This window comes from Colwellia polaris (assembly GCF_002104515.1).
Classification (GTDB): domain Bacteria; phylum Pseudomonadota; class Gammaproteobacteria; order Enterobacterales; family Alteromonadaceae; genus Cognaticolwellia; species Cognaticolwellia polaris.
In genome coordinates this window covers 448644-468654 of the sequence record NZ_NBOE01000001.1, presented here as the reverse complement: position 1 = coordinate 468654, position 20011 = coordinate 448644, and the positions used below count along the sequence as shown (strand labels likewise).

The following is a 20011-nucleotide window of genomic DNA, read 5'->3' as shown; positions in this document are numbered from 1 at the left end:
AGTGTTTTATTATGCGCTGGGGTTGTTTATGGGACATTAGGTACTTGTATTTCATTATTAAATACAATCTCCTCTAAATTAAGCACAAACTTTAACCTAGTGAGTGCTAAGCCATTTCTTTGCAATGTTGCCGGAAAAGTTCTAAATGGCGCAATATTGCCAGCAGATGAATAATTAGCAACATGTTCGGCCATTAATATACGAGCAGTTGTAGAGCCTAAATTTGGTTGGCCATTACTCGCGTAGTTAGAAAAACCATAATTTTGATAACGAAAAACAGCATTACTTTCAACACAATAACTCACAGGCGTTTCAATAAAGTATAATCTATTAGTGGGAGATTCTGCGTTAAACAACGTATTACTTGCAAAGTTAATGGTTGAAGGCGTTTGTTTGTTGCCAGAGTTATTTACTGAAGCGAAAGCCTCAATAACACCTGATGCCGTATTATAAATATCGCCACTGTTCAGTGCATAAACGGCTACATGCTCAGTTGTCGTTTTAAGAGGCTCTTCTAACATAACGACTTCAACACTGTTAGTTGCTGCTTCTGGCGCAACCGGAATATCCAAATAAATCGCACTTTTATCTATGGGTACAAATTCTAAACATTGATTATTATCGCCAATGGTACGAATACTATTAGGTAGTGCATGTCTTACTTCACGATTTAGCCTTTCAACAACAAACCTAGCGGTAGAAATTAATGCCTCGCGATCGGCAGCATCAGTATAGCTTTTAGTACCAAAACGTAAAAAAGAGGTAATACTACTCGCTAGCACACCTAAAATTACTATAACGGTTACTAGCTCTACTAAAGTAAAGCCTTGTTGATACTGTCGACTTAATGGCATTAGAAGTTCACCCGATAAACAGAAAAAACAAAATCAAAATCTTGCGGGGTTGTTACGGTAACGGTCACAAGCTTGGCGGTATAGTTATTATCGGCACCATCACTATCACCATCATAATCACTGTCGTTAATAACCTTTACGCTGATTTGGTAGCCAACATACATATCACCTAACGAATCACTATCACCCAGCGAACTTTCAATCAACGACAAACCATTATAGTCGTCAACATCGTCGAAGAGCTCTCTCTCATTACCCTCTTCATTTGTTAAAACTGTAGAACATGTTTCGTTATCAGCTGATTTAATTTCGCCGTCATTATTTTGGTCTTCTCCGCAACGATAATAACCACCTGACATTTCTGAGTTTTCATCAAAGGCTTTAGCTAGAATTTCATTGATCATTGATTGACCAAGCTCTGCAGCCTTAATTTGATGTACCTGTTCAGCGCTTTGGTTTGCAAGCGGGAAAATTAACGTGGTAAATATTGAGAAAGCGATAGATAGTACAACTATGCCTACAATGGTTTCAATTAAAGTAAAGCCTTGCTGACAACTGTTTGAAAATGCATTGAACAATGATGATTTTTTGCTACTAGAGCGCATGTATATAGCCCTCTGATTCTATTTGTACACTTATACTTTGCTCGCCATTGATGGTAATTATGCATGGTGCATTACAGGAAGGTCGCCCCATACTGTCAAAGTTGAATGTATTGCCAGAAAAATTAGTTGTAAACGTAATATTATCATTACTGTCTACCTGAAGCTTTGAGGCACTATCTTGCCAAGCAGAAGCAAAACTTGGCGTGGAAGAGCAATTATCTGGCGTACCTAGTTTTGTTGAGGTTACTAATACGCTATGGCAATAGGTACTATTGGTTTGCTGCATTGCTTTAGTTTGAATTAACCGTAGCTTTGCAATAACATCGCTACGATATGCAAACTCTGTAAAACCTTTAGAGGTGAGAAATTTTGGCACTACGGTAACCGAGAGAATACCTAAAATAATAATGACAACAATTAACTCGATCAAGGTAAAGCCCCGAGAAGATATATGTGGTGCACTACTTATGAATTTAGTATTTGCCAACGATACTGCCTCACTCATTTTATATTTCTAAACGCATTCGTTCAATGTAAAAGTTGGCAGTGAGTTTTCGTCACTTGCCACTTGATAATACAGCATACATGGATCATCAAAACTGGTAGGTTGTGCGTTTTCACTACGATAAATAATTAATGTATTTTCTGATGTTGAGTTCACAACTAGGTAACTAAAGTTATCATCAAGTTTAATAAGGCGTTGCCAATCACTCAACTTTGCAAATGGATAGCCATACCGAACAAAAATTTCGCCATTGTTACTAAAACCACCACCATCGCCAATGTTAATTGTACCCGTTGGCTGCTTTTGGTTACCTTTAACCAAAGATTTAGTATGGAGTAACGCTGCTGCACCCTGCATAGTTGCTTTTACACCTTCTAGTGTCGATGTTTGTGCCTCAGCTTTTAAATTAATAAATTTAGGTGCTGCCGTTGCAGCTAAAATACCTAAAATAACAATAACCACAATTAACTCGATTAAGGTAAACCCTTTAGAATTCATACTTCATACCTTTAATTGCTTTCAATAAGTAACTATAACGCTAAAATAGTTAAACTTTTTCGACAAACGCTATATTGTTAGCTTAATCTAATTAGCATAATTAATCTAAAAAATATCAAGCACTTTATTCTGAAAGCTAATAGCGCTCAAACCAAAACGTTTATAGGCAACATCTAACCATTAACCAAACTTATTCTGTAAAATTAGCGCAAAAAAAAGGAGAGCTAAGCTCTCCTTGATTTAATAGTGAATAACCTAACAGCTTGTTAAAACTGCCGCTAAACCAGGTGCTGTTTCAGCATCGGTCGCATTGGTATAAGATAATGTACAAACACCACTGTCTGGAGTACCAGCGTGCGTTACAACATTAGGAGATGCTTCTGAAAAACTAATGTCACTGCCGTCTTCAAGCTCTATTAGGCTTGAGATACCAAGACCTGCATCACTCGCAGAACCATTACCTACCGGCACAGCCGCTGGGTAACCAAACACAAGTGCGTAATGTTTAGTACCAATTTGGATAGATCCCGTAGCACCAGTTTCAGATTGAACTAATGCTTTAGCGTGGGCTAAATTAACTGCGCTGTTAATACTACCTTGAACGCCTTCCATAACAGAACGTCTAGCATCGCCAGTTAAATCGATAAATTTAGGTGCAGCTGTAGCAGCAAGAATACCTAAAATTACAATTACAACGACTAATTCAATTAATGTAAAACCTTTTTGTGCATTTAAACTATTACTTGTTAACTTCTTCATAACGTGAGCCTTTATTTTAAAAATTAATTATTGTTGATGTAAACAACGACCGAACTGTCCGCTGGTTGATAGGTGAAGCTATTACCAGTAGTTGTCGCTGTGCCTGGGTCTGTGAAATTATCTCCGTCTTTATTTAATGTTTCTTTTAAATAAAAATGACAAAGTGTTGTGGCACCTGTGCCTGATTTAGCCGCTAAGTAATCAATACTATTATCACTATTTAATGTTGCAATAGCATCAGTAATACGAGGAGGCTGTTGAAAAATACTTTGCCAAATATCAACACAGTTATCAGAAGTGAAGCCACCGCCTAATGTAGAGCCACTGCCACCGCCAGCAACTGAAGAAACAACATAACCAGGGCGAATACCCGTTGCTTCAGTAGTTAGCACTAACAATGTACCATCGTAATCTACCGAATTTTTACTATCAGAATCTTTTGGTCGTCCTTCAGCTTCCCATTGAGCGCGAGCTAAAGAAACTGCAGTAGCAAAACCACCAGCCATTCCTTCAATATTGGCTTGTTTAGCTTGGTCAGTTAAATCGAGAAATTTAGGAATAGCAGTTACTGCTAAAAAGCCTAAAATTACAACAACAATAACTAACTCGATGAGGGTAAAACCTGACTGCTTATTCATAACAACCCCTTAACAATTATATTACTTAGATTCTAACAACGAAATACTAGTAAAGTCACTTACTTAGTCGACTTTATTTCTCTTCCAAATTCTACACAACAAATTATATCCAACACATAAAGCCTAGTATGCTTGTTTAACCTCACTGACCTTGCCATTATTTTGTTGGTAAGTGAAGTATTCCCCACTAGGTAAACTATACTGACAATACTGCACTACTTCATTTTTATGTTCAACTAACACGGCACCAATTGGCTGCTTCATGTATATCAAGGGAGCCTCCATAACAATTTGCCAAATACGCTGACATAGCATGAATTCGTCTGCTGGCTCTATCCAACCTTTTTTATTCATCGGCACTTTTATTTTATCACTGCCATCCGGTTGAATATTACTACTTTCAATAACTATGTAGTTAGGCTTTTGATCCATAAACCACTGCGCATGTGTACCATTAATTCGTGCTGAAAATACCTGTGCTAATGTTTCGAAACCTGCTCGCGTGAGTTGCTCTTGCTGCTTAAAAAAATAAAATAGAAAGCTGGCCATTAACGAAGCAACTAACACCACAACAACAAGCGTTTCAGTTAACGACTTCTCATTTTTTTCAGCCACTTGTAGTGATGTCATGATGTTTTCTCACAAGAATAAAGCATCACTATTTACCTTGGAATGCTGACATCATATTCCACATTGGAGTAAATATGCCTAGCGCTAACACAAGTACCATGGCGGCTACAATTGCAATCATAATAGGTTCTATTCTAGCGGTTAATGTGCTTAGTTCATAATCAACTTCACGTTCGTAATAATCCCCAACTTCTGCTAGCAGCTCATCTACTCGCCCGGTTTCTTCACCAACAGCGATCATTTGAAGTACTAGCGGGGTGAATAATGTACTGGTAACCGCTGAGCGCAATAGACTTTCGCCGCTTTCAATGCTGCTTCTCATTGTTAAGATTTTTTCGCGCATATAAGTATTATCAACTGCGTCGGCAACCAACGACAATCCAGAAGTCATTGGTACACCTGCTTTAAGTATAATGGCAAAACTGTGTGCAAAACGTGACAAAATAGAACGTTCTATTACACCACCTACTATGGGTAATTTTAATTTTCTCTTATCCCATAAATACATACCTGTAGGTGTTCTTAAATAGTTTCTTAAAACGAAAAAACCAACAATACTGCCAATAAGCATATGCGGCCAATAATCGAGAAAAAAGTTTGAACTCGCTATCAGCATTTTTGTAGCCCATGGTAAGTCAGCACCCAATTTACTGAACATATTGGCAAAGGTTGGAATAACAAATATATTTAAAATAACTAATGCAGCAACAAGCGCAATTAAGACAAAACTTGGGTAACGTAGTGCAGTTTTAATGCGCTTTCTAGTTTCTTGTTCTCGTTCAAAATAATTAGCAAGCTTAAGAAACGCATCATCAAGGTTACCCGTATTTTCACCAACGTGTACTAGAGAGACAAATAATGGTGTAAATATTTTAGGGTGTTTGTGCAATGTTGTAGAAAGCGGAAAACCACCTTCTAATTGTGATGATATATCGGTTAAGGCTGACTTTAATTTTACGGAGGTACTCGACTCTGCCATACCTTTAATGGCTCTTAAAATAGGTACGCCAGACTTTACCAGTGCATACATTTGACGACAAAATACGATTAAATCATCAAGCGTAACTTGATTGAATCCTAGTAATTCGTTTAGGTCAATATTTTTAGAGGCTTCTGCATCATCGGATTGACTAGCATTTTCGATTGATATTGGAATAATACGCCTGCGAGATAGTTGCTCGGCAGCCATAGTTGAATCTGCCGCTTCAATAGCACCTTTAACTTGGCTACCACTGGCATCTCGCCCAATATAATTAAATGCTGGCATAATGTTATTATTTACCCTGTAACGTCAATGGTTTCTACTAATCGAAGCACTTCTTCAACACTTGTAATTCCAAGCTTAGCATAATCAAATGCAGCTAAAGCTAAAGGCCTAAATTCTGGGTGTTGTTTCGCAGCCTGCGTAAACGCTTCGGTATCATCGCGTTTTAAAGCGGCCATCATAGGTTCATTCATTTCTAATAACTCAAAAACACCAATACGACCTTTATAACCAGTATATTGACAAGTTTGACAGCCTCGACCATGACTAAACTCAATAGCGTTAACATTTTCATCAACCAGGTTAGACAACCACATTAACTCTTGTTCATCGGGTTGATAAACTTGTCGACAGCTATCACATACTTTACGTACCAGGCGCTGAGCAATAATGGCTCGTAATGAACTCCCCACTAAGAAACCGGCTGCCCCCATATCTAAAAGGCGTAAAGCACTCGTAATAGCATCGTTAGTATGCAGAGTTGATAAGACTAAGTGACCGGTTAATGCGCCTCGTAAACCTATTTCTACGGTTTCTTTATCACGCATTTCGCCGACCATTAGAATATCTGGATCTTGTCGTAATGCCGTTCTTAGTACACTGGAAAATGTGAGGTTAATTTTACTGTTTATTTGAACCTGATTAACGCGTGGAAGGCGATATTCAACCGGGTCTTCAACGGTAATAATTTTCTTACTAGCTTTATTAAGTTCACTTAACGCTGCATATAAAGTGGTAGTTTTACCACTACCGGTTGGGCCTGTAACTAGTACCATCCCATGTGGACGAGAAATTTGATGGCGGATACGATTAACGAAATGCTCAGGCATACCGGTTTCATCTAAAGACAACATGCCTGCAGACTGATCAAGCAAACGCATAACGACTGATTCGCCATATTGAACCGGCATTGTAGACATACGAACATCAATGTTATGCCCATTAATTTTTAAATTAAACCGGCCATCTTGCGGTAAACGTTTTTCTGATATATCAAGTCCCGCCATCAGTTTTAAACGTAATACCATTGCCGATGCAATTTTGTTTTCTTTGAGAATATTTTCTTGTAATACACCATCAATACGTTGACGAATACGTAGCGCTTTTTCGTCTGGTTCAATATGAACATCTGATGCGCGCATTTGTACCGCATCTTCGAATACTGATTGCAATAACTTACCAACCGTCGCGTCTCCGCCTTCCTCAAGAAAGTTATTTGACAAATCAAAGTCACTACTTTGATCGTATTCTTCCTCAAGTTGACTAGCAAAAGACTCAATATCAGCTGTTCGACGGTATAAGCCGTCAAAAGCATTAAATAGTTGTGTCTCCATTACAACAGCAAGCTTCAAACGCTTTGGTGCTAACATTTGTTCAAGCTGATCCAATGCACTTAAGTCAGCTGGGTCACTCATGCCTATCAGCACAGAGTCGCCTTGGTCTTCTATAATAATGGCACGTAAACGCCTTGCATGTACTTCAGGTAATAACAAAGCGACTTCAGAAGAAATTCTACGTTGGCTGATATCTAAAAAAGGTACATCTAATTGTTGAGCAAAAAACTCTAGTAACTGTCGCTCACTAATATGACCTAATTCAATTAAGGTATCACCGAGCTTTCTTCCTGTTGTTTTTTGGCTATTTAAAGCCTGCATTAGATGTTCATTGGTAATAATGTGTTCATGAACAAGTAAATCGCCCAAACGCATTTTTAATTTAGGTGCCGCCATATTATTCTCCTAACTCTATCAAGCGCTGTTGAGCAAATTGCATTGCACTCGTTGATAAATTATTCTGTGTTATAGATTGTTTATAAGCATCTATTGCAGGTACAAACTCCCCTAAGCTATCTAAAGATACGGCTAAACCTAACCACCAACGACCTACTTCTGGCTCTTGTGTTATCAACTTACGATACGAAAATATAGCACTTTCATGTTCGTTTAGCTCGGCTGACACATTGGCTAATAACGTTTGTATTTCGACACTATTACTTAGCTTAATCGGCTTCAATATATTGTAAGCTTGTCTTGTTCGTTCCTGCTCATAATAGATCCTAGCACTCATCAAACGCATTTCTTCTGCCTTTGGGGCTATGGCAATACCTTGCGATAATAAGTTAATGGCATCTTGATAATATTTTTTTCCATACCATAATGCAGCGAGCTGTTTACGTGCTGTTTCGTGTGCAGGAGTCAACATCAGTATCTCTTCAAATAATGACTCGGCGCTTGCAAGATCGTTACGTTCCATTGCTTTTTCAGCTTGAGTTATTTTATTTGCAGCTAAAGCTTTTGGAGACAATTGAGAACGCGAAATTGTTAGGCTTGGTTTAACTTCACTGGCTATGGGTTCAGGTTTTTCAGCTACTGCAACCTCTACAACAGGCTTAATCGGCGCAACAATAACCACAGTGTCATTTTTTTCTCCCACCGAAACAGTTAACTTGTCTACCCTAGCGATACTTTCTACTTCACTAGGCTCTGCTACAATATCTTGCTCCGTCTGAGTAACCGACGGCGCAGAATTAGCAGTCGCTTTTAAAGTATTAACATCTTCTCGGTCGATCACAACGACTTTAGTTTCTTGAGTAGGTTTATATTCAGATGCAGGTTTAGTGTTTACATCTGTGTTATTACTTGATGATTCAATTGACGGATAAGTCATCAGGTTAACGGGACTTTTTTCCTGCTGCGCTTGAAGTTTTAATTGTTGATTCTCACTGTATAATTCCCAGCCAAACCAACCAATAATATTAAAAATAACGATAACGGCGACAATAATAAGCATAATTTTTGTCGATGATCTTTTTTCGGTTAAAGGCATAGCAACATTAGCGCTACCTTGCTGATCGCTCTGCCGCTTGTCTAAGTCTTTTAACATTTGGTTTATTACACTCATGCTAGCAACCCAAAAATATCCCGTGAAATGTACAAACCAATACAAGTAACAGCTAGTAATATACTGATTATGTAAAATTTTCTTGATGACTGAACCTGCAAGCCTTCGGTGTCTTGTATTGCAGAGTTTAAATGTTTTTTAGTCAATTTATAGCTGCCTTGTCCATAGCCTAGCATTAACATTTTATGACAAATAATATTTACAAGCCTAGGTATACCACCACTCACTTTGGCAACTTGGCTCGCCAATGAATGACTAAATAAATTTTCCCCTTTATGACCCGCTATTTGTAACCTGTGTTGAATATAATAATCAACTTCACGCGCATTCATTGCACGTAACTTGTAAGAAAAGGTAATGCGTTGTTTTAACTGTCTAAACGCTTTTTCTGCTAACCTTTCATCTAACTCGGGCTGAGCAAACAACACAACCTGTAATAACTTGCGTGTTTCTGTTTCAAGGTTGGTAAAGAGCCTCAAGGCTTCTAAGCTTTCAGAAGGTAAAGCTTGTGCTTCATCGAGAATTAATACCACAGAATGCCCTCGAATATGCAGCTCCAATAACCTTTGCTGAATACGCTGAGTTAACAGCTGTAACGACATACTTTGAGCTTGCTTTACACCAAGTTCAACCGCTACTGCTCGTCGTAATTCATCCGGTTTTAAGTACGGGTTTGGAATATAGGCAGTAACGAAGTGGTCTGGAATTTCGTTCAATAACTTTCTGCACATTAAGGTTTTACCGGTGCCGACTTCACCGACAACTTTGATAAAACCCTCGCCAGTTTTTAGCGCTGTAAGTAATACCGCCAGCGCTTCATTATGTGACTCTAAGCCCAAATAAAAACTGGTATTTGGGGTCAGGGTAAAAGGTAACTCCCTTAGACCAAAATGGTACAAGTACATAAGTTATAACTTAATTGTTATTAGTGTTTGCGTCTGGATCTTCTGGAAACCATTGCTTTAACAAAGCACGTGCGTCTTGAAGTTGGTTTTTCCAAGTATCATGACCAATTACAACCGGCTTAAGTAAAATAACTAACTCTTTCTTTTGTACTGATTCGCTTTTACTTTTAAATAATGAGCCCATCACCGGAATGTCACCAAAGAAAGGTGTTTTAGACTCAATATCAACTTTACGTGTTTCTATTAAGCCACCTATAACCACTATTTCCCCAGATCTTGCACGAATAATAGTATCTGACTCTCTTACACTACTTTGCGCAAGTGGTAAGATTATGTCTTGGTCGCTTAACTTAATTGTTTTAGTTTGCTCATCAGTAATAGTTACTGATGGGTGAATATGTAAAATAACTTCACCATTGGCATCAATTTGTGGCGTTACATCAAGCGCTATACCTGAGAAAAAAGGTGTTAAATCAATTTCTGGTGTAGTCGTGGTTGAAGTACCTGTAGTGGTTGTGCTCGAAACATCCGTGACGAAATATTCATCTTCACCAACTTTAATAATCGCTTTTTGGTTATTTGTTGCAGTAATTCTAGGGCTTGAAAGTACTTGTACATTACCTTGAGTTGATAATAAATCAATCACGCCGCTGAAGTCTTTATTCAAGAAACTTAAGCTAGTTACACCACCTACTGCCGAAGAAATTGTATTGCCAACAATATTCCCCGTAGTAGAAAAACCGATATCGGTACTTTCAATGTGTCCTAATACTTGGTCCCATTTAACACCTTGTTGGTAATCATCATTTAAGGTGACTTCCATAATCTTCGCTTCAATAATAACTTGGCGACGCAAATGCTCCTCGGTACTTTCTATGAAGCGTTTAACAGCCGCTATTTCTGCGGGTAGTGCCTTAATGGTGACTAAACCGGCTTGCGGAGATACAATAACAGATCGATTTTCTTCATCACCCACTAAAGCTGTTAATGTCTCTTTTAACTCCAACCAAAAATCAGATTCATTTTCGGTATAAATATTTACACCGCTATTACTGTTTTGATTACTATTGCCGCTTTGTCCGTTATTGCTTCCACCATTATTGTTATTATTGTTATTGCTGTTATTACCGTTCGAGTTACTACTATCAGGATCGTTTTCAGAAACACCGCCAGAATTAATACTGGTACTAGAAATACCACGGCGTTTAACATATAAGTAATCTAAAGGGATAGTTTCAGTACGAATGCCTGCAGGATAAACTTGAATAACCCGCCCTTCTCGGCGAATATCATAACCATATAGTGATTCAACGACGTCTAACGTTTCATCAAGCGTTACGTTTTTCAAATTCAGTGTAATATTGCCACTAACGTCTGGATGAACAGCAATGCTGTAAGATGAGTCATCTACTATCGCAGCAAAAAATTGATCAGCGGCAACACCACTCGCAGCAATTTCTAAGCGTTTTTCAGCCAATAGTCCATGGCGAGCTTGCTGAATTTCTTGCTGCATAAGTTCTTGTCGAACAGAATTTGGTAAAGCTTGTAGTGGTTTAGGAGCTTTAGGCTGTTTTGATTGATCAATCGCTTTATCTAACGCTTGAGTAATATCAGTTGGTGGTTTTGGCGCTGATTGACAACCCACAAGTACGATAAACGCCGAGCAGCATAATAATTTCATTTGGTGTTTTTTATTCATAATTATTTTATTCATTTTGAGTTCGCTATTACACCGGAAAATAATGATAATTCCATTCTACCCTGTGGTGAATCTAACACCACCCCATTTTTACTAATTGCAATCAAGTTAAACCCATTGTATTTGTCACCAACACTAAGCGCTTGACCGTTAATAATTGCCTTTCTTTTATTATTGCTTTCGATAATTGATTGCAAGACTAAAGTAGCACCTTTCTCACTGCTATTCGAAGTCGCTATTTCGCCAAAAGGTCTCGTTGGATCTATTTGCTGACTTTTTACATAGCTAGATATAAACAAGAAGCATAAAACAAGTATGATTTTATACACCAATAAACTCCTGTGACGTGCTTAAGCTGTAAATTTCAATTTCGAGTTCGCTCACTGGATAGGCTTTTAGTTGGTAATCAAACTCTTGCCAGAAAAACTTCCAAGATAAACTTTCCAATTGAGTTAAGTAATCTTTTAATTCGAAATATTGACCTTGCAGTTTAATTTTTATGCCATGCCTATATAAACGTAATTGTGCTGGTTGCGACTGAACATCACTCGTTTTAACTGTTGAAGTATTATTTTTTTCAATAGTTTGTTCGGTTTCATTTTCAGCTAAGACCTTATCCTCCGTTACTGGGCTTGCTGGTAACACTTCAAATGAGAGTAATTTCACGCCTTTTTGTAGCTTAAGTAATTTAATTAAGGCAAAGCGCATTTGAATGGGGTCGATTAAGTCAGAAGTTAATTCAAGGAGTTTTTTATCAACATCTCCGAGCTTAGCCTGATATTGAGAAAGCTCTCTTTTCAACGCAACATTGGGGTCTTCATCTAATGCTTGCTTTAACACTTGAATTGAATCTTTTTTACTTTCAATATCTTGTTGAGCTTTAATTATTTGCTCTTTGTAACTGCCAATATTTTGAATAGGCTCATCTAAAAATAAACTATACAAAACAAAAATCACAGCGACTAAGCCCGAGGCGATAATTAAATACTGCTCTCGAGGTGTCGTATCATTAAATTTTTCACTATAAGTTAACCACTGCGACATAGCACTACTCTCCTTTAGATGGTGCAGAGCTAACAACGAACTCAGTTAATTTTTGTTCATTTTCAGTTAAAGAAAAATTAATAAATCGTTTACCTGAAAGAAATGTTGATGATTCAAAACCAGACAGCCAATTAGGCACGGCATCAGGTGTTCGAGCTAACCCCGCAAAAGTCATATTTCCATGACCAATATTAACTCTTTGTAGACTAATATTTTTATCATGCAGCGCAGATAACTCAACCATAGCACTAGAAAAACCGGCGCTATAAGTTTTCGATGGGTCGGTTAATTGTTGGTGTAAGTGTTCTTTATTAGCAATAACAAGTTTAATTGTATTTAACTGAGTAAGTAACTTAGTATCTTGGCGGTTTTTACTAATAGCTAATTCTAAGCTTTTTAGTTCTGTCGTTTGAGCCGTATTAATTGCATTGACGGTATCAAATTCAGCCTTAACACTATTAACTTGCCATTGAGTAATGAATATTAAACCGAGCATTATTACTAAGGCTATTCCCCATAGTGTAACAACACGAGTCAGTGTCCATAGCGCTTTTATAGGTAATAGATCAGCTTGCAATAAGTTGATTGAATGTTTAGCCATTTTAATTTGGCTCCATAAAATTTAACTGCGTTGCTCCAATAGCAACCGCACTGCTTCTATAGTTTTCTAATGAACTTGCCATAGCAAATAGTTTTACTTCTACATTGGTATTTTCAGCCAATTTACGTGCTAGAAAAGCTTCTTGCTCTAAGGGCAGTAAAATTTCAATAGCTTTGATAGGCGCTTGCTTTAACTGTCGTTCAAAATAGTCAGTGGAACGTTGAATTTCTAAACTTAACGTATCGATCACCCCCATACTTAATTCATCTTCAGTTTTATTAGCAATTTTTGCAAAGCCACGTAAACGTCTACTAAAGAAGAGCTGGCCATTTTTAATAATTAACAGGTTAATTTCTTCATTCGGCTGTTGGCAAACTAATAAAATGGCATCTTGTTGTATGGGTAACAAGCTTGCAAAGGCAAATTCTTCAGTAGTAATACTACTAATATTTAAATCGTCATCAGTAAAGGTTGCAACCAACTCAATTAAGTCACTTTTAGGAACACACACAACATTAATTTTTTCATGGCCGCCGGCAAGAGTTGGACCATCAAAATAATCTAGAACCATATTTTCAGGTGAAATACTGACCAAGTCTTTGATTTGCCATTTCAAGGCTGCATTCATTTCAGTATCAGGTACTTTAGGTTTGTCTACCTGCACTATTTGAGAGTGGGCATGCGCTAATACCAATTGGCACTGGCCTGAAAACTTATGACGGTTAACTAAGTCTTTTAAAGCGACGGCAACCGAATTACCTTTATTTTCAACAACTTCACCTTTGTCTTTATTACCGTTTTTAGAAAAATAGCTAATCGATTGCTGTCGCAATGCGACACCAACTATCTCAGTTGATTTTGCTGTTGAGAAAATATTTTTGATCCGTGTAATAATTGACATTAAGCGATATTATTATTCTAGTTTTATTTGACCATAAAGCCATTATCGCTGATTCTGTTTTCGGTGCAAGTGTTTTAATTACTTCATTATTTTGAGTTACAAACTTATGTCCAATTTCTCAGCTTTACATGCAATAACGCATCCGCTATTTATCCAACATAAATTAACTGTTCACGTTAAACGTGACGATCATATTCATCATATTATTTCAGGTAACAAGTGGCGTAAACTTAAATACAATTTAGAGCATGCAAAATCTACAGGTGCTAAAGGTATTATTACTTTTGGTGGTTGCTTTTCTAATCATATTCATGCCTGTGCCTTTGCTTGTTTGCAACATAAACTGCCAGTTATTGGCATTATTCGTGGCGAAGAAAATAATCAAAATAATTATACGTTAGCCTGGGCAAAACATTGGAATATGCAATTAACATTTGTTGATCGTAAAACCTATCGTATGCGAGATAACGAAGATTATTTAAAGCAATTACAGCAAGAATACCCTGATCACTTTATTATTCCGGAAGGTGGAAGTAATTCATTAGCGCTTCAAGGCGTTGGTGAGGTTATTGATGAACTTAACCAGCAATGTGAGTTTGATACGCTGATGACACCGGTTGGCAGTGGTGGTACGCTTGCTGGCTTAGTTTTAGCCAACAATGCTAAACATAACTTATTAGGTATCGCAGTACTAAAACAGCAAAATTATTTAGAGCAGGAAGTGCAGTCCTTATTAGGAGAGCAAAATAAGACCAGGAAAAATTGGCGTATTGCCCATGAATTTCACCGAGGAGGGTATGCAAAATTCAGCCTCAACGATGCTGACAATATACGTAGCTTTAGTAATATAGTGGGTATCGATTTTGAGCCTGTTTATTCAGGTAAAATGGTTTTAGCACTGCTTGATCTTATAGAGTCAGGTTACTTTCCAGAGCATCATCGGATTGTATTGCTGCACACGGGCGGCTTACAAGGTTTAGCCGGCATGTTTGAGCGTGGTATACTTAATCAAGATGAATGGCCTTTGCTACCTGTGCCACCGGTTCAGTAAAAAAGTGCCCTTGACCACCTTTCACATCAAGCTGTAAAAGTGTTCGCCACTCCGCTTTTCTTTCAACACCCAACGCATATACAGCAATACTTTTAGCAGCAGCTAACGTTTTCAAACTCTGAATAAACACTTGATTTTCAGTTTTTTTATCTATATCGAGTACAATGCTTCGGTGTAATTTCATCGCATAAATGGGGTAAATATTTATATAGTTAGCACTTACTACGTATTGACCAACTTTATCAGCAATAATTTTCATGCCGGCGTTATTTAACTGCTCTAACGCTGGTGCTAATTCTATTATATTACTGACAAGTTGATACTCACTGATTTCAATCAGTAATTTTCCTTTTACTGCAGGAAATCGCTGCGATATGGCAATAAATTTATCTGTAAATCCAACCGATAAAAGCGAGTCTAATGAAATATTAATACTACAACTATATTGCTGGTCAGGTTCATGAGATAAAACACGGCAAACTTGTTCGAGAATAAGCAAGTCTATTTGCATCGTTAAACCACATTTCTTTGCCATAGGAATGAAAACGCGTGCATTAATCAAGGCGCCATTTTTATCTCTTACCTTAGACAATACCTCATGGTGTAATATTTCTGCACTGTCACTGGCAATAACAGGCTGAAAGAAAATAACAAAACCATTTCTCTTGATCGCTGCACTAAGAAAAGTTCGCCATTTAAGTGAACCCTTTGCTTTTACTACTTCTAACTCACCCGCTTCGAACATAAACCATTGCGAAGGCCCTTGTAGTTGAGCAGAACGAAGTGCCATATCGGCTTCAGACATTATTTGATACGGCAGTTGAGCATTATTAAAATAGCTAATACCTATATGCACAAATTCTTCTTGGTTAATCCCTATTGGCTTAACAACCGCTTGAAAATTTTTCAGTAATCTATCAGCAAGTTGCTCAACTTCTTGCACGAAAAAATTAGGCAGTAATAGAGATAATTCATAGTCACTATGGCGCGCAAGAAAGTAACTGGGTTGACCTTGTAACCTTTGTTTTGTAACTTGAATTAACGTTAATAGAAGCGATAAAGCTTGCTGATATCCATGAAGGTTATGAACTAACTCCATTTCTTTAAATTGAATTAAAAGTACTGCTCCTTGTACATCTTCTTCTTTCAAGAATGCTTGCAATCTATTGTCAAAATACGCTCGGTTTCCAATGCGAGTGTCTTGATCTAATAAAGCGCTTGAACGAATGTTTTGATCCCATTCCGTTTCGCTAGTTATGCTGTCATTTATTTGTTGTTGCAACTGATGAATGGCAGAAGTAATTGCATAAGTTTCCTTTAATGAATGATCAATATCAATACGATTAGAAAAGCCTTGAATAATCGATAAATTAGCCCAGTTTTCTAATTTTTTGATTGGTCGAATACTAATGGCTATTTGCTGTTTAAACCTGTTATATAAAATTAAACCACTTATTAACGTTACTAAAGTAAACAACCAGAATAACGGTGAATAAAATACGATGGTAAAAGGTGATGAGAAGCTTAAGTACCAACGGCTATTCGTTATAGGTAATAAGCGGGAGTTTACTTGTTTCTTCATAACTAACTTCCCTATAATGCTGCTATACATCACAGGGGCACTTGCAAGATTATGCAATTGCTGATCATTTAACTTTAAGGCTTCAAGGGTATTATGTTGGTTATTTTGTGTTTGATAAACAGCGATAAGAGAAAACAAACATACGAAGATGTATAAGGTTATTATTGACAAAAATAACGCTTTAAGTGTAATTTTTTCTTGTTGATTAGTTTTTGATAACATTAACACTCCATAGCCTAGTCTTTGTTTTAACTCTTCTTAACGTCCATCATGTTAAGTGACTTTCTTTATCTCTATATTTACTCAAGTGTAGTATAAATACTTGAAGATGTTCATCTAATAAATTTTTAATTAAAATACCATTAGAGTGCTACAAGGAACTTTCATTAAAAGCCAAATTTTCAGAGTACTATATAAGTCACTTCATAAGTAACTTCCTGGTTTGTGGCTGAGTTTATTTTTCGCATAAAAAAACCTGAATTCATGACGAATTCAGGTTTTTATCAGACGATTACTTTTGGCTATTAAGCCTGAGCAATAACAACAACTTTAATTGTTGTGTCTACATCGTTATGCACGTGAATTACGATATCGAATTCACCTGTTTCACGAATGCTACCTAAAGGTAAACGAACTTCAGCTTTAACAACTTCAACGCCAGCTTCAGTAATTGCATCAGCAATATCACGAGTACCAATTGAACCGAATAATTTACCTTCATCACCTGCTTTAGAAGCGATAGTGATTTCAGCTAATTCAGCTAATTTAGCAGCACGTGCTTGAGCAGCAGTTAGTTGCTCAGCAAGTTTTTTCTCTAAATCAGCGCGACGAGCTTCAAAGTGCTCAACGTTTGCTTTAGAGGCAAAAACAGCTTTGCCTTTTGGTAATAAAAAGTTACGAGCGTAACCAGATTTAACTGTTACCTTGTCGCCAAGGCCGCCTAATTTGGCGATTTTATCAAGAAGTATTACTTCCATTTTCAAAACCCCTTATTAGGTTACTTATGTAAATCAGTATATGGTAATAATGCTAAGTAACGAGCACGCTTGATCGCACGACCAAGTTGACGTTGATATTTAGCGCTTGTACCAGTGATACGGCTAGGAACAATTTTACCACTTTCAGTGATGTAGTTTTTTAGTACAGCTGTATCTTTATAATCGATTGCAGCAGCACCTTCCGCTGAAAAGCGGCAGAACTTGCGACGTCTAAAAAAACGAGACATGGATTTCTCCTAAAATGGCTTACTTTTTAAAATGAAAATCACTTTAATCAGTGAGAGCCTAAATTAAATCATTTCAATTTGTTGGGCATGTAAGACTAAAAGCGGATTACCGTTTCTAGATTCATGACGGTTAATAAAACCTGTCACTCTAATATTACAGCCTTCAATTAAATCACGAGTTAAGTGTTGTGACACTTTGCCGGTTGCAACAACTTGTATTCGAACAAACGCTTGTCTGTTCATGCCTGCTTCATTTTGTATAGACTTATGGTCCATTGAAAACTGGCAGTGCTGAATACCCGCTGGGCTAGTTGACGTTTTAGGTGGTTTTACCACATATCCGGTCAATACTAGGCTATTCTCAACGCTATTATTCATAGACTGAGAAACGGTCACAGGTTACTTATTCTTCGCTCGCAGCTTCTTCTGCTTTTGGTGCTTCGGCAGCTGTTGCTTCAGTAGCTGGTGCTTCAGTAACCTCTTTCTTCACTTCGCGACGCTCATCACGACGGTCTTCTTTAGCAACAGCCATAGCTGAAGCTTCAGTAACCGCGTCTTTAGTGCGCATAATCATGTTACGAATAACAACATCGTTATAACGGAAAGAAGTTTCTAATTCATCAATAGCTGCTTGTGGCGCTTCAATGTTCATTAGAACATAGTGTGCTTTGTGCAATTTATTGATTGGGTAAGCTAATTGGCGACGACCCCAGTCTTCTAGACGGTGGATTTTGCCTTCAACATTAGTGACGATGTCACTGTAACGCTGAATCATAGCTGGTACTTGTTCACTCTGATCAGGGTGAACCATAAATACGATTTCGTAATGACGCATTACGAGCTCCTTACGGTTGTAGCCTCATTATCTGGCTCAGCCAACACCAGTTGAGGCAAGGAACAAAAGTTCAGGCTGAATTAAGGACGCGTATTGTAGGGAAAATGAGCAACAAAGGCAAGCACTAGTTTGTATTTCACCATTAATCGCATCATAAAAAAAGAGCCACCTAAGTGACTCTTTTTTAACTAATTAAAATAATGAAATTTTACATCGTGATAACGTTGCCATTAATCGTTAATTGCCCTTGCATAAATTGAGCAGCAAACGAAAGTTGATCAGCTTCTTTTATAATGAAGCCTTGTTCAACATACATATCAATCATGCCCGCTAAGCCAAGCTTTTGAAAAAATGGCAATGGCGCAACACCTTTAGCATCTGCATTTATTGCGGCAATAATGCTCATCGGGTTTGCTTGGTCATATAAAGTATGATCAATAACCAATTTTAGTTCAGACTTGATAACACCATCGGCCGTAACAACACTCAAATCATTAATATTAATTTCAGGGTCTTTCGCTAATAGCTTTGTCGCTGCCATAGTTAATTGCTGACTAAACTGCTCGATTTTTGCAGGATCTTGCTGCATTTTCACGCCCAATTCATTCAGTTCAATCAATACTTGTGGATCTAACTTGTTCAGTGCAAGATCAAAGTTCAATTTCTCAAGTTCTTGGCCTGCGCCTTTTATACTATCTGCAGCATATTTGAGATGTAAATTCATTAAGTCTTGTTCAATTGCAGTTTCTACAAAAAAGGTTAAGTGCTCAATGTTCAGTAATTCATTACCATTATTATCTTTGGCGATGATGTTGCTCAATTGCATTGAGAGATCGCCTGCTGCGATTGCATTACCAGCATAATAATCACCGCTAATAACTTCTTGAGTAAATGTTGTTGTAAGTGGAGACACTTGCACATTCATATCAGGCCCTTTGAAGTCAAGACCTGCCCAGTTTATATAGCCTTCAAGGTATTTCTCGTCGCTAAGTGTAAACTCGCTCTCTAGTACACCGATATTAACTTGACTACCGTCTTGTTCAAATTCAATAGCATCTAGGACTATATGTGTGGTGTAATTAAAACGATAATTTATCACTGAAGTTATTGAGAGTTTTTCATTTAATTGCTGAATAAGTGCTGCAATTTCTTTTTTATCGGTTTCATCTATGTTGGTAACTTCAACGTCAATATCTGCAACTGATTTAGCTAGTGCAAGGGTAAACTCATTATCAGCAAAAATAAATGGACCAAAGTTCAGTTGTTCGGTAACAATAATATCGACATCATCTAATTCAACATCTTTGAATTTCATTGTGCTAACCGCTTGACCCGAAAACCAATCGCGAGTGAAATTATGTTCAGTTATTACAATTGACGGATTTTCGTTAAGACGGTTAGTAATATCTTGGTACTTTTCTTCAACAATACCACCAACCAGTTTAGGTCCAATTAAACCAATACAAACAAGTACAACAAGTGCAAATACAGCTTTTTTCATTTTATTTCCTTAT

Annotated in this window: 23 protein-coding genes; 1 reads left to right on the top strand and 22 read right to left on the bottom strand. The window is 37.4% G+C overall.

Annotated elements, in window-relative coordinates; all coding sequences use genetic code 11:
* Window positions 1-26: 26 nt before the first annotated feature.
* The 16 genes from B6A32_RS02195 to B6A32_RS02120 form a co-directional block, all read right to left on the bottom strand.
* Window positions 27-854, bottom strand: a complete 828-nt coding sequence (locus B6A32_RS02195) for a PulJ/GspJ family protein (RefSeq protein WP_085301107.1) — start codon at window positions 852-854, stop codon at window positions 27-29.
* Window positions 854-1459, bottom strand: coding sequence for a type IV pilus modification PilV family protein (locus B6A32_RS02190; RefSeq protein WP_085301106.1), 606 nt, complete (start codon window positions 1457-1459; stop codon window positions 854-856). Before B6A32_RS02190 ends, B6A32_RS02195 begins: the two co-directional genes overlap by 1 nt.
* Window positions 1449-1964: a prepilin-type N-terminal cleavage/methylation domain-containing protein gene (locus tag B6A32_RS19555; RefSeq protein WP_085301105.1), complete on the bottom strand. Its 516-nt coding sequence runs from the start codon at window positions 1962-1964 to the stop codon at window positions 1449-1451. Before B6A32_RS19555 ends, B6A32_RS02190 begins: the two co-directional genes overlap by 11 nt.
* A gap of 9 nt (window positions 1965-1973) precedes the next feature.
* Window positions 1974-2462 carry a type II secretion system protein gene (locus tag B6A32_RS19550; protein ID WP_085301104.1) on the bottom strand — a complete coding sequence of 163 codons (489 nt, stop codon included), beginning with the start codon at window positions 2460-2462 and terminating at the stop codon, window positions 1974-1976.
* 255 nt (window positions 2463-2717) lie between these two features.
* Window positions 2718-3221 carry a type II secretion system protein gene (locus B6A32_RS19545; RefSeq protein WP_085301103.1) on the bottom strand — a complete coding sequence of 168 codons (504 nt, stop codon included), beginning with the start codon at window positions 3219-3221 and terminating at the stop codon, window positions 2718-2720.
* A 23-nt stretch (window positions 3222-3244) separates the two neighbouring features.
* Window positions 3245-3859, bottom strand: a complete 615-nt coding sequence (locus tag B6A32_RS19540; RefSeq protein WP_085301102.1) for a type II secretion system protein — start codon at window positions 3857-3859, stop codon at window positions 3245-3247.
* Window positions 3860-3982: 123 nt separating this feature from the next.
* Entirely contained in the window at window positions 3983-4489 is a 507-nt protein-coding gene (locus tag B6A32_RS02165) for a hypothetical protein (protein WP_085301101.1), read from the bottom strand.
* A gap of 28 nt (window positions 4490-4517) precedes the next feature.
* Window positions 4518-5756 (bottom strand): type II secretion system F family protein, encoded by a 1239-nt coding sequence (locus B6A32_RS02160; protein WP_085301100.1) that lies wholly within the window; start codon window positions 5754-5756, stop codon window positions 4518-4520.
* 11 nt (window positions 5757-5767) lie between these two features.
* Window positions 5768-7483 (bottom strand): GspE/PulE family protein, encoded by a 1716-nt coding sequence (locus B6A32_RS02155; protein ID WP_085301099.1) that lies wholly within the window; start codon window positions 7481-7483, stop codon window positions 5768-5770.
* Between the two features lies 1 nt (window position 7484).
* Complete coding sequence (locus B6A32_RS02150; protein WP_085301098.1) at window positions 7485-8654, bottom strand: tetratricopeptide repeat protein; 1170 nt, start codon at window positions 8652-8654, stop codon at window positions 7485-7487.
* Entirely contained in the window at window positions 8651-9559 is a 909-nt protein-coding gene (locus B6A32_RS02145; RefSeq protein ID WP_085301097.1) for an ExeA family protein, read from the bottom strand. Before B6A32_RS02145 ends, B6A32_RS02150 begins: the two co-directional genes overlap by 4 nt.
* Before the next feature lie 10 nt (window positions 9560-9569).
* Window positions 9570-11273, bottom strand: a complete 1704-nt coding sequence (gene mshL, locus B6A32_RS02140) for a pilus (MSHA type) biogenesis protein MshL (protein WP_101685874.1) — start codon at window positions 11271-11273, stop codon at window positions 9570-9572.
* Entirely contained in the window at window positions 11270-11590 is a 321-nt protein-coding gene (locus B6A32_RS02135; RefSeq protein WP_143327856.1) for an MSHA biogenesis protein MshK, read from the bottom strand. Before B6A32_RS02135 ends, mshL begins: the two co-directional genes overlap by 4 nt.
* A complete protein-coding gene (locus tag B6A32_RS02130) occupies window positions 11580-12302 on the bottom strand; it encodes a hypothetical protein (protein ID WP_085301095.1) in 723 nt (240 codons plus the stop codon). The genes B6A32_RS02135 and B6A32_RS02130 overlap by 11 nt, the downstream gene beginning before the upstream one ends.
* A gap of 4 nt (window positions 12303-12306) precedes the next feature.
* Window positions 12307-12903, bottom strand: coding sequence for a PilN domain-containing protein (locus B6A32_RS02125; RefSeq protein WP_085301094.1), 597 nt, complete (start codon window positions 12901-12903; stop codon window positions 12307-12309).
* A 1-nt stretch (window position 12904) separates the two neighbouring features.
* Complete coding sequence (locus tag B6A32_RS02120) at window positions 12905-13804, bottom strand: hypothetical protein (RefSeq protein ID WP_085301093.1); 900 nt, start codon at window positions 13802-13804, stop codon at window positions 12905-12907.
* 106 nt (window positions 13805-13910) lie between these two features.
* Between B6A32_RS02120 and B6A32_RS02115 the strand changes: the two genes are divergently transcribed.
* The gene (locus B6A32_RS02115; RefSeq protein ID WP_085301092.1) at window positions 13911-14855 is read left to right on the top strand and encodes a 1-aminocyclopropane-1-carboxylate deaminase/D-cysteine desulfhydrase; all 945 of its coding nucleotides are present in this window, start codon (window positions 13911-13913) and stop codon (window positions 14853-14855) included.
* Here the strand turns inward: B6A32_RS02115 and B6A32_RS02110 are convergent.
* From B6A32_RS02110 to B6A32_RS02085, 6 genes are all read right to left on the bottom strand, one after another.
* Window positions 14809-16659 carry an EAL domain-containing protein gene (locus B6A32_RS02110; protein WP_085301091.1) on the bottom strand — a complete coding sequence of 617 codons (1851 nt, stop codon included), beginning with the start codon at window positions 16657-16659 and terminating at the stop codon, window positions 14809-14811. The two genes, B6A32_RS02115 and B6A32_RS02110, sit on opposite strands and share 47 nt — an antisense overlap.
* Before the next feature lie 302 nt (window positions 16660-16961).
* Complete coding sequence (rplI, locus tag B6A32_RS02105; RefSeq protein ID WP_085301090.1) at window positions 16962-17414, bottom strand: 50S ribosomal protein L9; 453 nt, start codon at window positions 17412-17414, stop codon at window positions 16962-16964.
* 20 nt (window positions 17415-17434) lie between these two features.
* Entirely contained in the window at window positions 17435-17662 is a 228-nt protein-coding gene (rpsR, locus tag B6A32_RS02100) for a 30S ribosomal protein S18 (protein ID WP_077283912.1), read from the bottom strand.
* A gap of 63 nt (window positions 17663-17725) precedes the next feature.
* Entirely contained in the window at window positions 17726-18058 is a 333-nt protein-coding gene (priB, locus tag B6A32_RS02095; protein ID WP_408607651.1) for a primosomal replication protein N, read from the bottom strand.
* 7 nt (window positions 18059-18065) lie between these two features.
* The gene (rpsF, locus tag B6A32_RS02090) at window positions 18066-18497 is read right to left on the bottom strand and encodes a 30S ribosomal protein S6 (protein WP_085301088.1); all 432 of its coding nucleotides are present in this window, start codon (window positions 18495-18497) and stop codon (window positions 18066-18068) included.
* A gap of 208 nt (window positions 18498-18705) precedes the next feature.
* Complete coding sequence (locus B6A32_RS02085; protein WP_085301087.1) at window positions 18706-19998, bottom strand: YdgA family protein; 1293 nt, start codon at window positions 19996-19998, stop codon at window positions 18706-18708.
* Between the last annotated feature and the right edge of the window lie 13 nt (window positions 19999-20011).